The 15,405-nt window shown below is 48.4% G+C and carries 12 protein-coding genes, 2 tRNA genes and 1 pseudogene; 8 read left to right on the top strand and 7 right to left on the bottom strand.

Annotated features, from left to right (window positions below; genetic code table 11):
* Positions 1–17 precede the first annotated feature (17 nt).
* Both LPQ25_RS09140 and LPQ25_RS09135 read right to left on the bottom strand, forming a co-directional pair.
* Complete coding sequence (locus LPQ25_RS09140) at positions 18–500, bottom strand: toxin-activating lysine-acyltransferase (protein ID WP_048264765.1); 483 nt, start codon at positions 498–500, stop codon at positions 18–20.
* Between the two features lie 21 nt (positions 501–521).
* Positions 522–2,072 (bottom strand): hypothetical protein, encoded by a 1,551-nt coding sequence (locus tag LPQ25_RS09135; protein WP_014907292.1) that lies wholly within the window; start codon positions 2,070–2,072, stop codon positions 522–524.
* Positions 2,073–2,562: 490 nt separating this feature from the next.
* Between LPQ25_RS09135 and LPQ25_RS09130 the strand changes: the two genes are divergently transcribed.
* The 3 genes and pseudogenes from LPQ25_RS09130 to LPQ25_RS09120 all read left to right on the top strand — a co-directional run bounded on the left by LPQ25_RS09130 (position 2,563) and on the right by LPQ25_RS09120 (position 5,679).
* Positions 2,563–2,907, top strand: coding sequence for a protein MceE (locus tag LPQ25_RS09130; RefSeq protein WP_023287807.1), 345 nt, complete (start codon positions 2,563–2,565; stop codon positions 2,905–2,907).
* A 139-nt stretch (positions 2,908–3,046) separates the two neighbouring features.
* Positions 3,047–3,316 carry a hypothetical protein gene (locus tag LPQ25_RS09125; RefSeq protein WP_153244917.1) on the top strand — a complete coding sequence of 90 codons (270 nt, stop codon included), beginning with the start codon at positions 3,047–3,049 and terminating at the stop codon, positions 3,314–3,316.
* A gap of 1,129 nt (positions 3,317–4,445) precedes the next feature.
* Positions 4,446–5,679, top strand: a pseudogene (locus tag LPQ25_RS09120) (alpha/beta hydrolase-fold protein).
* A 178-nt stretch (positions 5,680–5,857) separates the two neighbouring features.
* Here the strand turns inward: LPQ25_RS09120 and LPQ25_RS09115 are convergent.
* Positions 5,858–6,970 (bottom strand): nucleotide disphospho-sugar-binding domain-containing protein, encoded by a 1,113-nt coding sequence (locus LPQ25_RS09115; RefSeq protein WP_004890934.1) that lies wholly within the window; start codon positions 6,968–6,970, stop codon positions 5,858–5,860.
* Between the two features lie 751 nt (positions 6,971–7,721).
* Here LPQ25_RS09115 and mceA point away from each other — a divergent pair.
* Both mceA and LPQ25_RS27390 read left to right on the top strand, forming a co-directional pair.
* Positions 7,722–8,021 (top strand): microcin E492, encoded by a 300-nt coding sequence (gene mceA / locus LPQ25_RS09110; RefSeq protein WP_071785591.1) that lies wholly within the window; start codon positions 7,722–7,724, stop codon positions 8,019–8,021.
* A 214-nt stretch (positions 8,022–8,235) separates the two neighbouring features.
* Positions 8,236–8,364 (top strand): hypothetical protein, encoded by a 129-nt coding sequence (locus LPQ25_RS27390; RefSeq protein WP_349815753.1) that lies wholly within the window; start codon positions 8,236–8,238, stop codon positions 8,362–8,364.
* Between the two features lie 10 nt (positions 8,365–8,374).
* On the opposite strand, the gene LPQ25_RS09105 is transcribed toward LPQ25_RS27390, so the two are convergent.
* From LPQ25_RS09105 to LPQ25_RS27385, 4 genes are all read right to left on the bottom strand, one after another.
* The gene (locus LPQ25_RS09105) at positions 8,375–9,649 is read right to left on the bottom strand and encodes a tyrosine-type recombinase/integrase (protein WP_004890931.1); all 1,275 of its coding nucleotides are present in this window, start codon (positions 9,647–9,649) and stop codon (positions 8,375–8,377) included.
* A gap of 161 nt (positions 9,650–9,810) precedes the next feature.
* Positions 9,811–9,886 (bottom strand) — tRNA-Asn (locus tag LPQ25_RS09100).
* 128 nt (positions 9,887–10,014) lie between these two features.
* Positions 10,015–11,451 (bottom strand): EmmdR/YeeO family multidrug/toxin efflux MATE transporter, encoded by a 1,437-nt coding sequence (locus LPQ25_RS09095; RefSeq protein ID WP_004151469.1) that lies wholly within the window; start codon positions 11,449–11,451, stop codon positions 10,015–10,017.
* 34 nt (positions 11,452–11,485) lie between these two features.
* Complete coding sequence (locus LPQ25_RS27385) at positions 11,486–11,638, bottom strand: DUF5951 family protein (RefSeq protein WP_004217523.1); 153 nt, start codon at positions 11,636–11,638, stop codon at positions 11,486–11,488.
* Between the two features lie 5 nt (positions 11,639–11,643).
* Between LPQ25_RS27385 and LPQ25_RS09090 the strand changes: the two genes are divergently transcribed.
* From LPQ25_RS09090 to LPQ25_RS09080, 3 genes are all read left to right on the top strand, one after another.
* Positions 11,644–11,719: transfer RNA gene (locus tag LPQ25_RS09090), tRNA-Asn, on the top strand.
* Positions 11,720–11,880: 161 nt separating this feature from the next.
* Positions 11,881–13,137 (top strand): tyrosine-type recombinase/integrase, encoded by a 1,257-nt coding sequence (locus LPQ25_RS09085; RefSeq protein ID WP_000059621.1) that lies wholly within the window; start codon positions 11,881–11,883, stop codon positions 13,135–13,137.
* Between the two features lie 184 nt (positions 13,138–13,321).
* Positions 13,322–15,295, top strand: coding sequence for a PhoX family protein (locus LPQ25_RS09080; RefSeq protein WP_004175379.1), 1,974 nt, complete (start codon positions 13,322–13,324; stop codon positions 15,293–15,295).
* Positions 15,296–15,405 lie beyond the last annotated feature (110 nt).

Genomic DNA, 15,405 nt, shown 5'->3' with positions numbered 1-15,405 from the left:
CATTTCGCCTCCGGTATTCAAAGTTCTTTCTGTGTCTCCGGGGCCATCGGCATTTTATGTCGCCGCATGGGCCGAAATGTCATGATTTTCTTCCTCCTGCTCAGCCAGCGCACTTCTCCCTCCCCCCACGGGCGAAGCTGAAATAAACGCTCAATGGCCTTTCGGCCAAAGCCGGGCTTACAACAGAAATCCAGGATCCAGATCCTTCCATCTTCATCCCATTCAGAAGGATGTAGTCTGAACTCCGGATCGTTGAGCAGGCGTGCTTCCGTATCTGCCTCAAGATACGCCCAGGTAATATACGCCAGTGGAAATCCGCGCGAATCAAACAGGAACTTTATCTGATTGTGCTGTATCGCATATTCAGTCCAGTATTGAATGGTTAACACCGGATACAGACTGTAGTTACGGTTATGAAGCATGCAACTGACTGCAAAACCAATCTGCTCATAGACGGTCCATTCCTCTCTGCCCCTGATGGATTCTCGTATATGCGACATCATTGTCATTATCCTTATATTTTACACCGCAATTCTGACAGGGTTTACATGGCCGAAGGCTTCTCTGGAAAATGCCTGCATTCGGGTTCCCATATCAGAAAATGCCTCCCGCAGGTAATAGGGGTTATCGCTGTGTTCATCCAGAAGAGAGGCAATCTCCTCAGACAGACACGCCTTTCCCAGCCATTTTCTGGGTTGCAGCCTCTTCCTGGCATGGTTTTCCATTTCTTTCAGGAGGGATGAAACATTGATCTGACGTCTGATACTGTCCTGCGTCAGCCAGTGGATAGCCCGGGAAAAACACAGTTGTGCTTCGGTAAAATGAACATCATGCTCAGCGTCATTATCCAATGGGTGGGTTTGGGCCTGGCTCTGCCGAATCAGTTCCACCACCAGGCTTTGCAGTGGTGAATCATCTCCACAGGCTGTATCTGGACAGCACAATCGGTCGCTGCGTTTATTGACAAGTACAACGAGGCTGTTGACCAGTTGTTTCAACGTATCCGGTATCCCTTCCTGTGGTAGAAACTCTGTGGGGATACCCAGCTGTTCCAGATAACAGTAATAGCATGCTTCATGGAAAGTTTTCTGAAAGGTCTCCTCAACCTTCAGACGAGACACCAGTGTGAAATCAGGGTCAAACATGTATTTTCCGATGTACAAACAGAGATCGGACAGCCCCTGTATCAGTACCATCGGTTCTTTCACCAGTTCGGCAAGTCTGAACTGGTGTCCAAAATTGTCAGGGTAATCTCCCGGGAACAAACAGCTGAGCCCGTTAAAATCCATTAACCGGCCATCCATCGCAATATTAGAAGGAGAAGTCGTCAATCTCAGGAAACGTGTACGACAAAATGCCATCTGCCATGCTTCACGGCGGGCCAGTTCACATAACCCCTCAATACAATAAATCCGGGGATTACGTCGGGCTTCTCCACTAAACCCTTCTGATGGTACAGGTAAATTACCTGGCAGCATGCGGATCACGGACCTGACCCGACGGGCATCATGAATTAACTGACCAGCATATTCCGGCTTAGCCCGGAAGTAAGGCGCGCGTTCAAAATGCGCCGGGCGAACCACGGGGTCGCGCACCAACAGGGCTCGTCGGGATTTCCCATGGGAGCGATCAAATGCTTTGTCGGTATAGAGATTGGTAAGTAAAACTGCCTGAACCCGCACAGCACTATAGGGTAATATTTGCGCCAGTACCTCTCCCCATAAAGCCTCATAGATTGCATGAATGGCACCGAGTGCGCCGTTAGAATGACGTCCGTCAGTCCCTACACCGACTAAAGGATTGGCTCCCATGCCTTTAACCTGATAGTTACCATCAAATCCACAACGTGCGCCACCGCCATTACGCTGAATACCACTTCCACCATAGCGCTCTGCGTGGAATGTTTTGGCAGAAGCTGAACTGACCGGATCTATTATATAGCTGCATGCTTTTAGTAATACTTCTGTATTTCGGACATTTTCAGCACACCAAATCAACGAAGAGGTTATCCGTCGGGCAGTGAAGGGCACCAGGTTGTCATTCAGTTCAGCAAGCGAACATAGCTGGTTCATTTGACTGTATTTCTCCGTTACCATGGCCTGAGGAGTCGCTGACTCCGGAAAGGCTTCATCCTTTTTTGCATACCCAAATCAGTTGTGTAACCCAACACCAATAAAAACAAGGGATCCTATACGGAATAAGATCGCATAAGATTTCTTTCTGGTTACAAAAGCTCAGAACATTGACAAAGAATACTCGAGCAATGTGGCGGTCATGATCAAAGCCAGCAACGTTGTTCTTAACCCGTCATCTGCCGCCACCAGGTCTGTAGCAAACACCATTTCACTTACCTCACAAAGAAGAGAATGATTGTTATTTACTTTTACTTACAAAGCTGACATATTAGACACACGAAGTCAAATGTTAATTTTTTTTGATGTATATATACCAATGTGCTCACTCAGCATACGGGGTTTGGTTGGGGCCGCCCTGGCCTAAGAATTGGTTACGTACTGATTATGTTAACTACTATTAATGGTAGTTAACTGATGGGAGACTGAAATGAATGGCAACAAAGCTCACAAAAAAACAAAAAACATAAGCATTAATAATGTAAATGAAGTCCAACATCAGCAGGTAACAGAGGTGAGTAAAGAGGATGGTGATTTCCTCACTCTCCTCTATTCCCCCCAGCCCCTGCCATCCCCAGAAAACACAGCATTAAAAGCTAATTATTCCATCCGGACAGGAAATACTGTTTCTGAATATCAGGATATTGCGGATACAGAATGCAACCAGCATATTATGCAGATAGATTCAGCCCAGGATAAACGAGAGTATGGGGATGATAATTATATTTGTGGATGCGGTTGTGAAAGTTGCTGCGGCTGCGGTCATGACCTATAACAAAAAAGCAGTATCTTTCTGCCATACACTGGTATCGACCCAGAGGTCACTTAAGGATTGAAGATGTTAACCTGCTCATTCTGAGCAAACTGTGGGAATAATGTCAAAACTGGACATCTTAACGGTGAGGAGATGATGAATGAGAGCACTGACAGAAAATGAATTTTTTGCAGTATCCGGCGCAGATCGAGGTGATGCAGCAGTGGCTGGAGCGGTAGCAGGAGGTACAGCAGGTGCAGCCGCAGGGGGATGGGCCGGAGCACAAATGGGGGCTACAGTTGGGAGTTTGGCCGGACCTGTCGGAACTGTTGTCGGGTTTGTTGCAGGTGCTGCGGCAGGTGCCTATGGTGGTGCTTTTATCTATGATTCCTTTAGTTCACCATCAAATTCTTCTTCCAGCGGAAGTTAAACATTTTTGGGAGATATTGCTATGATTTTTCTCTATTTAGACAAAATACCCTTATTTATATTAGGTATTGGTCTTCTTACTTCATTTGCACTTCCTGGCAGTTCCGCTTTAGACTCGCCAAAATTTCTTTGTATTTATTCCAGCACTATCCTTGCTGGTATTTCATTCATCTATCAGGTGTTTCGTCATGGAACAAATACAGAGTTTTTTTTAGCGATGCTGATAACTGTTTCTTTTGTTGTTATGCTCCCTGTTATCAAAATGCATTTTGCTTATTAAAATGTTTCCTCTGTTACAATAACAAAAGGTGACAATATATATCTGCCACAATAAATTCATTTACGATCTATTGTGGCCAGTCTGTATTCAGAGCAACCAAACTTAAAATTTATAATAAAGAAAACTGTTTACATATCTGAACTTCCCTCGCAGTTCAGGAAGTGATAACCAATATACTCGTTGCCAAAAAGATTATGGTAACTTTTATAGTAATTCTAACATTGAGCGCTCATTCATCAGAAATTAAAACCATTAAACAAGGCCCTGAAAAGGAACCTTATTTTCCTATCGGTATGAATACTCTTGTAGGACAACAGAAGGAGGGTAAAAAAACACAACCACATTCTTCTGTCCGACAATCCCAATAATATATTTATGGGCATAATGAAAATAGTGCATTACCGAATGAGGCTAAACTTTATTCCGTGTATTTCCTTTGTTACCAGAGGTTAGAAAATATTGACTTTCTTTTTAATAAATATAAAAATATGAGATGTGTTAACAAAAAGCAATTTCAATAATGAGTTAGATTCTGCTATAACAAGTGAATGTGATTTAAAATAAACAGGTAAGTGACAATAATCAGGAGATTAATTGATGAGAGAAATCATGGGTAGCAGGCTTAATTTTGTTAAGGAATGGTTAAATTTTGATGGGCTACGCGGCTCTGCTAATATAACAAATCAACGCGGCACGGGCACAGGAAGCTATATTGACGCAAATGGTGCCTGCAGGGGCCCAGGTACGCCAACCAGCGGTATGTAAACGGGAAGTGAATCCTCTTTCATAGCTAAGAGAGCTTCTCATCATCCTTATAATATATAATTTTTGTCTACAAGGTATGCCATTTATGAGGAATCATCCATCCAGAAGTCTTGATGATATCTGTACGGAATCAAGAATATGTGCACAGTTGTCCACAAATCCATCCATGGATATCACTCATTTCTGGCGCGAAGTTGAATCTGCTGCTCTTCCCCTGATGACAAAAAGCAGCAGCAACACAGAAAATCGGGAGGTCACATTTCTGTGGCGTTCAGAAGAAGTGCTACAAGGCGTATATCTTCGCCTGAACCGTGTTACAGATAAAAGAGATGTCAAAAAAGGACTTATGACTCATATCCCTTCGACGAATATCTGGACACTGACTCTGGAGTTACCTGCTTCATATCGTGGTTCATACTCGTTTATAGAAATTCCACCGGAAATGCCGCAAGAAGATATTTCTCAGCTTGGAGGTCGCTTCTCACCGTTACCCGGCCAACCTGACCCGTTTAACAAAACATCAGAAATAAATATACGAGGATTCGGGGAATCAGTCCTTTCTCTTGATCTGGCTCCTGGACAAACGGAGTGGGATGATACTTCCCACACCTGTTCCGGCGTCCTTTCAACATCATATTCTTTTGTTGCGGGACACCAACGCCAGATTCGTTTATATTTCCCGGGTATCCAACGTCAGTTCCTCTGGGATTACTAGTATTACCTGATGCAGAAACATGGTTTGACCGTATAGGTATTACCCGGGCAATAGACATAGCCATTACTACTGGACGTATTGCGCCGATGGCGATCCTTGGAATAGACAATATTAATGAATCTGATCGTGTGAATATTCTGGGGGTAACAAAGAACTCATTCTCGATATCGCAGGAAATTTAATCCCCCGATTGTATAAGGATTATCCTGATATCGTATGGGCAGGTCGCTCGAATACCATACTGGCCGGACAAAGCCTTGGCGGTGTCACCGCGCTGATGGCGGCCTTATATGCACCGGATATATTTGGCACAGTAATCAGCCACTCCCCTTCAATGTGGTGGAGTCCCGACAGAAACACTCCTCTCATGTTTACGGAGAATGATACCTCCTGGGTAAGTAAACAGGTACTTTCTGCGCTTCCGAAAGATGTAAATATTCAGATGGGGGTCGGTTCTCTGGAAGGTGCTACAGTCCCTCATGTTCAGCAGTTACACCAATCGTTGCTCGCCAGTGGTTTGAAAAGTAAACTTTCTGTCTATACCGGAGGTCATGATTATGCCTGGTGGCGTGGAGCAATTATCGATGGATTATCAGATGTGTAATCGTGAGCAGATACCAGAGAGTAATGCCCTGTCGGCAATAATTTCACCGTTCTGGTAACCCTTTCTGCTACATTATTTCATGTTCATTTCCCACTCAGTAATGTCCTTCACTCATATGATGAAGGACTTTCTATTTACTTTGGCAGCTTTCGTGAATAATTTCAGCAGTGTTATACAATTATTGCCAGATGGTTTTCAGTTTCGCTACCAGAACACCAGCGATCTCAGCAGGGCTGGGTTGTTCAGCCATTTCAGCTGCAACCTGTGCTGAACATAAGCGAAGTGAATCATCATAAAGAAAGGTATTCACCAAATCACTGGTCAGGCCATGGTCGCCAGGAATGATCCCACATCCACGCTCAGCAACTGCTTTTGCATTCACAGGGCGATCAGCACCTTCACCAAACACAATCTGCGGTATCCCGTTATACAGGGCTGTCAGGGTATTACCCGCACCGCCATGATGAATAAATCCATCAGCGCCGTTGAGAAATACCCCCATAGGGATCCACTCTACCAGACGCACATTTGATGGCAATTTTCGCAATCCTGCACGGGCATTCATCGCCAGTTGCAGAATAATGTCAGCTTCCACCTCATTTGCAGAATCCATCACCCATGATATCAAATCCAGCCCGTCCACCATTGGTTTGACTGTACCAAGGCTGATCAACAGACGTTTTCTTCCCGGTGCTCTGTCCCACCACGGCTCCCGGACAGCACCTCCATTGTAGGGCACATACCTCATGGAAATAACAGGCTCACCATCATTTTTAAGAATGCTCATACTCGGAGGTGTGACATCAATCCATGCAAGATCACGCGGCGGGCCACTGACACCATGACGCCTGTAAGCATTTCCCAGAGAACGAGTTACCATCTGGATGTGGGCAGAAGTATGGGCAAATCCAACCGTCTGCATGACCGATGGGATCCCATATTTAGCGGCAATCAGCGGTCCGGCTAAACCAAGTGGGGGGTAAACGATTAAATCCGGATGCCATTGTCCTGCAAAATCAACGAGACGGTCAGCCATCTCATCACTGAAAAAAGAGAAATGCCCCACAGTGTTACTTTTCTTTCTCAGCTCCTCCTGATGGCGATAACCCGCTTCTGAATCCAGTCCTGGTGCGGCATCAAAAACAACCAGACCAGCATCTGCCGCTTTATGCGTGAATTTACCTGCACTGGCAACCACTACTTCATGTCCGTTCACACGAAAAGCCTGAGCCAGAGAAATTACCGGGTATAACAGCCCATACAAAGGAGGGCCAATAAAGAGAATACGCACAAGAAAATCCTTCTCCGTTTTAGGAACTTAATCCACTCATCAGAAAAACACATCACTCTGGAAACAACGAGAGGATTACTTCGTCGTGGCTTTAAGACGCCAACCTCTGAACAAAATCCTTACTTCGCCTCCACAGGAAGTTCAGTTGAAGGCCATAGTATATATGCAACTAACTGATTCTCATCTATAAGATGCTCCTGCAAAACCTTACTGTCAATATCCTTAATTCTGGTGAATAATTATGCCTGACACAGGTTACATAAAAGACTGATAGAAAAGGTGCTCAAAGGTAAGTCATGAACCTCCCCATGAATTTTGTAGACTAAACTCTTTGAGAGAAGCATGTTACTTGCTCCCTGCAGCATAAACACATGCGTATCAAGCGCCGACTTGATGCCCAATTAAGGTAGTTGACGTCTAATTAGAATTCCTTAATAATAAAATGAATCAATGCGCTTCAGTTAACGGATAAAACTTATGACATTACTTTCATTTGGATTTTCTCCTGTTTTCTTTTCAGTCATGGCGTTCTGTATCATTTCACGTAGTAAATTCTATCCGCAGAGAACGCGAAACAAAGTTATTGTTCTGATTTTACTAACTTTTTTTATTTGTTTTTTATATCCATTAACAAAAGTGTATCTGGTGGGAAGTTACGGTATATTTGACAAATTCTACCTCTTTTGCTTTATTTCTACGTTAATTGCAATAGCAATTAACGTAGTGATACTTACAATAAATGGAGCTAAGAATGAGAGAAATTAGTCAAAAGGACTTAAATCTTGCTTTTGGTGCAGGAGAGACCGATCCAAATACTCAACTTCTAAACGACCTTGGAAATAATATGGCATGGGGTGCTGCTCTTGGCGCTCCTGGCGGATTAGGATCAGCAGCTTTGGGGGCCGCGGGAGGTGCATTACAAACTGTAGGGCAAGGATTAATTGACCATGGTCCTGTAAATGTCCCCATCCCTGTACTCATCGGGCCAAGCTGGAATGGTAGCGGTAGTGGTTATAACAGCGCAACATCCAGTTCCGGTAGTGGTAGTTAACATGAATTAACGCAACTCTTTTACGGTAACATCCGTTCCCCGCACCACCCCTCCGGGGTGGTGCGAGATCCTTATGCCTAAAGGTCAAAGCCTGTAGTTACGTATGTGCAACTGCACCAGAATACTGCCTGAAAATTTCTGATTACCTGTATGTCTATGTGTGAAGATGAATGACGGTTAGTTTGACGTAGTACAGTTAGCACAAAAGACGTGAATTCCCAAGAGCCAGCTACTGGATGATGCCATTAAGGATCTATTCAAGAAATACGGTCTCCTGGACTGTTCTAATGACTTGAATAAAAGCGCCGCACCAGCAGTGGCTGATTCGATCTGGACTTTATAACCGGTTATTCTTAAGTCAGGTTGATATATAGCTGGTTGATTTGCCCCTGAATATAGGGCGGAACGTAGGTTTTTCGGCATACATCCAGATAATCTGACCACCACTGCATCATCGCCTTACGGGCTTCCAGATGCTCAGCCTTATGAATGTAAGCCAGACGCACGGTGTTGCGCTCCTGATGACTCATCTGGCGCTCCACTGCATCCTGCGACCATAAACCAGACTCCATCAGGGCACTGCATGCCATTGTCCGGAAGCCGTGACCGCAGATATCCTGTTTAGTATTATATCCCATCAGGCGCAGTGCTTTATTGACTGTGTTTTCGCACATCGGCTTGTACGGGTTATGGTCGCCGGGGAAGACCAGTTCATAAACACCGGATATTTCCTTAATCTGTTTCAGAATGGCGATGGCCTGTTCTGAGAGGGGCACGATGTGAGCCGTGCGCATTTTGGCACCGCGCCCGGAATAACGCACGCCTGCAATGGCTTCGCGTGTGGCGGGTATCGTCCAGACCCGGTTTGTGAAATCAATCTCTGACCAGCGGGCAAAACGCAGTTCACTGGAGCGAATGAACACATGTAACGTCAGCAGGACGGCAAGCCGGGTGAGTTCCCGTCCCTGGTGATAACCGTCAATCCGTTCAAGCAGTTCAGGAAGACGCTCCAGTTGCAGGGCAGGATAGTGGTGTCTGACGGGCGGTGTCGTCACGCCGTCAAGGTTTGCCGCCGGGTTACTGTCGATTAACCCCTGATGAACCGCATAACGCATGATGTTACTGAGGTGCTGCCGCGTGCGGGACGCAACTTCCAGCAGGCCTTTTACCTCAATGCCTTTCAGCAGGTCAATGAAATGACGGGGTTTAAGCTCTGACACTGACAGATGACCAATCACCGGAAAGATATGATTGTTCAGGCTGGCAAGCAGACGGTCAGCGGTATTCTGCGACCATTTCTTATTGCTACTGTGCCAAGCCAGTGCCACCGTTTTAAACATTTTCTCCGGCATGCGCGAGCCGCGTTCAGCGGCACGTTGCTGCGCCGGGTTGATGTTCAGCGCCAGCATCTTACGGATGCCTTCGCGCTGCTGGCGGGCGTCAGACAGGGAGACGGCAGGATAGGCACCCAGTGCAATACGGGATTCTTTGCCGTTAATACGGTATTTAAGATACCAGAGATGGGAACCGCCCGGTTTGACCAGCAGATACAGACCGTGGGAATCGGAGACTTTAAAGGGTTTATCAGTGGGCTTGAGACTACGGATTTTTGCGTCGGTAAGGGACATATGGGGGTCACTCTATTATCGAACTAATCTGACCCCAGATTTGACCGCCAATTTTTCCCGATGCGGAGGGTAAAATCAAAATGCACCGGGAAGAGTTTCCACGCTAACCTATTGAATCAAAATAACATAAGAATTCGCAAGGATGCATGAAAGCAGGAAATTGGCTCCTCTGACTGGACTCGAACCAGTGACATACGGATTAACAGTCCGCCGTTCTACCGACTGAACTACAGAGGAATCGTGTGAACGGGGCGCATATTATCGATGACGCCCGGCGCTGTCAAAGCCTGTTTTCAATAAAATGAATCGTTTGCCGAATTATTCTTCACTTTGCGCAAAAAATGGCGTTTAGCCTCGCATACGGCTCAGCTTTCCTCCGACGAAGCCTTCACGCGCGGGTATTTCCACAGCCAGCGGCCGCTCACCATGCGGAAATAAAACAGCACGCCGCGCACCGCCCAGTCGAGCACCATCCCTAACCAGACGCCAATCACCCCCATCCCCAGCACGATGCCCAGGGTATAGCCCGCCACCACCCGGCAGCCCCACATGCCGAGCATCGACACCCACATGGTGTAGCGTACGTCACGGGCGCCTTTAAAAGCGCAGGGTAAAGTCCACGACAGCGACCAGATCGGCATAAACAGGGCGTTGAGCCACAGCAGCTGTTTAACCACTTCTTTTACATCTTCTTCATGGGTGTAGAACGAGGCGATAAAGCCGGCGAAGGGGGCGCTGCCCCAGGCGATCAGCGTCAGAATGATCGTCGACAGCCAAAATACGTGCCAGGCCTGGAATTCAGCCTGACCAATCTGCCCTTTTCCCAGCCGCTTGCCGGTAATGATCGTCGAGGCAGAGCCGAGGGCGTTGCCCGGCAGGTTAATTAGCGAGGCCACCGAAAAGGCGATAAAGTTGCCGGCGATAACGTTGGTGCCCATCCCGGCGACAAACATCTGGGTCAGCAGCTTGCCGCCATTGAACAGGACCGATTCGATACTGGCCGGGATGCCGATCCCCATCACCTCCCAGATAATGGCGAAGTTAAAGGGTTTGAAGTAGCCCTTCAGCGACAGCCGCAGCGCCGGATTGAGGCCCACCATCAGCACCCAGATCGTGGCTATCGCGCCAATATAGCGGGCAATGGTCAGCCCAAGCCCGGCGCCGACAAACCCCAGCCCCGGCCAGGAGAAGATGCCGTAGATGAGCACGCTGCTGATTAAGATATTGAGAATGTTCATCCCGCCGTTGATCAGCAGCGGGATTTTGGTGGTGCCGGCGCCGCGCAGCGCCCCGCTGCCGATCAACGCAATCGCCGCCGCCGGGTAGCTCAGCGCCGTCAGTTCCAGATAGGTCAGCGCCAGGTCCTTGACCTGGGCGGTGGCATCGCCGGCGACAAAATCAATAATCTCCTGGCCAAAGGCATGGATCACCCCCGCCAGCAAAATGGAAAACAGGGTCATAATGGCCAGCGACTGGCGCGCGGCCGCTCTCGCTCGCCGCCGATCGCGCTTGCCGAGGCTAAAGGCCACCACCACCGTGGTGCCCAAATCGATGGCGGCAAAGAAGGACATGATGACCATGTTAAAGCTATCGGCCAGCCCCACTCCGGCCATGGCCTCTTTTCCCAGCCAGCTGACAAGGAAGGTGCTCAACACCCCCATCAGCAGCACACAGGCATTTTCCAGCAGAATGGGCACAGCGAGAGGGCTGATTTCGCGCCAGTACAGCACACGATAACGCTGACGTTTTTTAAACCAGGATGTCCGTTCGACGGCCTGGCGTACGGCGGAGGTGACGTTCAAGAGAGACCTTAGTGAGAAATGTTGAAACAACATTTCAAATGATGATTGAGAAATGGATATCCTGCAAAGTATTTTCCGTAATAATTGTCGGAAATGACAACAAATTGTCGATGTAAGCGGCAGTTGCACCTGAACAGGCGAATTGATGTTTGACAAAAGTTTTTTCGCCGCTAAGATACGACTCCACACGATTCCTCTGTAGTTCAGTCGGTAGAACGGCGGACTGTTAATCCGTATGTCACTGGTTCGAGTCCAGTCAGAGGAGCCAATTTGCTGTTTTCATGCATCCTTGCGAATCATTATATGATGTTGGTTCAACAGGTTAGCGTGAAAACTCTTCCCGGTGCATTTTGATTTTACCCTCCGCATCGGGAAAAATTGGTGGTCAAATCTGGGGTCAGGTTAGTTCGATAATGGAGCGACCCCCATATGTCCCTTACCGACGCGAAAATCCGCACTCTCAAGCCTTCTGATAAACCCTTTAAAGTCTCCGATTCCCACGGTCTGTATCTGCTGGTCAAGCCGGGTGGCTCACGTCACTGGTATCTCAAGTACCGTATTAACGGTAAAGAATCGCGCATTGCGCTGGGTGCCTATCCTGCCGTCTCCCTCTCTGATGCGCGACAGCAGCGTGAAGGTGTCCGTAAAATGCTGGCGCTGAATATCAACCCGGTACAGCAGCGGGCTGCTGAACGTGGCTCACGAACACCGGATAAAGTTTTTAAAAACGTGGCGCTGGCGTGGCATAAAAGTAACCGAAAATGGTCGCAGAACACCGCTGACCGTCTGCTTGCCAGCATGAACAATCACATCTTTCCGGTCATTGGCAACCTGCCTGTATCAGAACTTAAACCCCGTCATTTCATTGACCTGCTGAAAAGGATCGAGGAAAAAGGTCTGCTGGAAGTTGCGTCCCGCACGCGGCAGCACCTGAGTAACATAATGCGCCATGCGGTTCATCAGGGGTTAATCGATACGAACCCGGCAGCAAATCTTGGCGGCGTGACCACACCTCCTGTCAGACGGCACTATCCTGCCCTGCCACTGGAGCGGCTGCCTGAACTGCTTGAACGTATTGAGGCATATCATCAGGGCCGTGAACTGACGCGGTTGGCCGTCCTGCTGATGCTGCATGTGTTCATTCGCTCCAGTGAACTGCGTTTCGCCCGCTGGTCAGAGATTGATTTCACAAACCGAGTCTGGACGATACCCGCGACGCGAGAACCCATTATTGGCGTGCGTTATTCCGGCCGCGGGGCAAAAATGCGAATGCCGCATATCGTCCCCCTCTCAGAACAGTCCATCGCCATTCTGAAACAGATTAAGGATATCACCGGTAATAATGAACTGATCTTCCCCGGCGACCATAACCCGTATAAGCCAATGTGTGAAAACACGGTCAATAAGGCACTGCGGGTGATGGGCTACGACACGAAAAAGGATATCTGTGGCCACGGCTTTCGGGCGATGGCATGCAGTGCGCTGATGGAATCGGGTTTATGGGCAAAGGATGCAGTAGAACGCCAGATGAGTCATCAGGAGCGCAATACCGTGCGCATGGCTTATATTCACAAGGCAGAACACTTGGAAGCCCGCAAGGCGATGATGCAGTGGTGGTCGGACTATCTGGATATATGCAGAAAAGCATATGTGTCGCCTTATATGATGGTTCAGGAGAACCGCTGAATTGTTAGTATAACGAAGCCGTCTCCGCTTAGGTGGGGACGGCTTTATTTATCAGTAATACAAAAATGCCAGTGAGCTTTTTCTCCTGAACCTCCGTTATTTCTCATGTTATAAATTTGTAACAAATATTTTTTAAACTGTCCTGTATTGCCACGCAAATCTATGGAAATTACAGGAAAACGATATGAGCAGCCCCCTTAAATCGGTGTTTAAAAAGGAGCACAGCGATGAGATCAGTAACCACAGCGTGAACCCCGTCTTTTCTGAGGTAGTCAGCGCTTTTATGTCCCGTCGCCGCTTTCTGCAAATGGGAATGGTGGCGGGCGCTGCCGTCTCCTTTCCTTATCTAGTCAAGCCAGAAAACGCCTTCGCGGCGAAGGCAAATCCCTCAGCATTATCTAAAGCGGTGTCACTGGGCTTCACCAGCATTCCCGTTTCGACAGCAGACACTGTCACCGTGCCGGAAGGCTATATAGCCCGTCCGTTTTATCGCTGGGGCGATGCTGTGGGCATAAAGGGTAATCTGCCGGAATTTAAATTCGACGCTAGCAACACCACCGACGAACAGGCGGCGCAGGCCGGTATGCACCATGACGGCATGGCCTGGTTTAGCCTGCCGCAGGGCAAAGAGAACCCGGCACACGGTCTGCTGGCGCTCAACCATGAGTACATTGATAACGGCATGCTGTTTAAAGACGGTACCGCCAACTGGGATCTTGATAAGGCCCGTAAGGGTCAGAATGCGATGGGTATATCAGTTATCGAGGTGAAAAAAGATAACGTGGGCTGGCAGGTAGTCCGTCCCTCCAGCTTTGCTCGTCGCATTACCGTTAATACACCAATGCAACTGAGCGGTCCGGCGCGTCATCAGGCGTTGATGAAAACCGCCGCCGATCCGCAAGGCGAAGTGGTACTGGGCACCATGCAAAACTGCGCCAATGGTAAAACCCCGTGGGGGACGTACCTGACCTGTGAAGAGAACTGGTCGGATATTTTTGTTAAAAAAGCGCCGCGTAACGTGCTGGAGAAGCGCTACGGCATTAGCGATAGCGATGAATCCTACCGCTGGAACGAGGTTGACGAACGTTTCAGCGTCGATAAAACGCCCAACGAGCCGAACCGCTTTGGCTGGGTGGTGGAGATTGACCCCTACGATCCGACCTCCACACCGCGCAAACATACCGCATTAGGTCGCTTTAAGCATGAAGGTGCCGCCGTGACGCTGGCGGGGGATAATCGCGTTGTGGTCTATATGGGCGACGATCAGAAATTTGAATACATCTATAAATTCATCTCCGAGAACAAATATGACCCTGGCGATCGCAAGGCAAATATGCAGTTGCTGGAGTCAGGCACGCTCTATGTCGCCAGATTCAATGACGACGGTTCCGGCGACTGGCTGCCGCTAATCTTCGGTGAAAATGGCCTTGATCAAAGCAAGGGTTTCGACAATCAGGGCGATCTGCTGATCAAAACGCGCCTTGCTGCCGATACGGTGGGCGCAACAAAAATGGATCGCCCGGAATGGATAGCCGTTGATACCCATGCGAAAGGCAGCGTGTATTGCACGCTCACCAACAATTCCGATCGCGGTAAAGAGGGCAAAGCCCCGGTTGACGCAGCCAACCCGCGCGCCAACAACCAGTTCGGCCATATCATGCACTGGCGCGAAGAGAGGGCAGACCCCGCCTCAGCGAAATTTACGTGGAATATTCTGGTGCTCGCCGGGCGTACTGACAGTGACGATCCTAAAGCGAAAGGCTCCATGCAGGGGGCAGAATTCGGCAGCCCTGATGGGCTCTCCTTCGATCACCGCGGCGTGCTGTGGATCCAGACTGATGTTTCCTCCAGTACGATTAATAAAAAGGCGTATGAAGGGATGGGGAATAACCAGATGATAGCGACCCTGCCCGGCACCAATGAGTATCGCCGCTTTTTGACCGGGCCACGCGGGTGTGAAATTACCGGTATCGCCTTTACGCCGGACAACCGTACGCTGTTTATTAATATCCAGCATCCCGGCGAAGGCGGCGACGACATTACCGATCCGAGCAACCCTCGGGCTATCTCCAACTGGCCAGATTCAAGATCAGACGGACGACCACGTTCTTCAACAGTCGTTATCACTAAATCGAATGGCGGGATAATCGGTACCTGATGCATCTGGTGCCCTTTTGGGCACCATTTTTTATGGCAACAGCTTGATCCTCCCAACATTCCCTAGGTATCAAATATTTAATCTCGCTGTTATCTGAAGGAATTAACCTT

Source organism: Klebsiella sp. KPN54798 (assembly GCF_021184225.1).
Lineage (GTDB): Bacteria > Pseudomonadota > Gammaproteobacteria > Enterobacterales > Enterobacteriaceae > Klebsiella > Klebsiella pneumoniae.
Note: the sequence above shows the minus strand (reverse complement) of the source record. Positions and strands in the feature narration are given on the sequence as shown.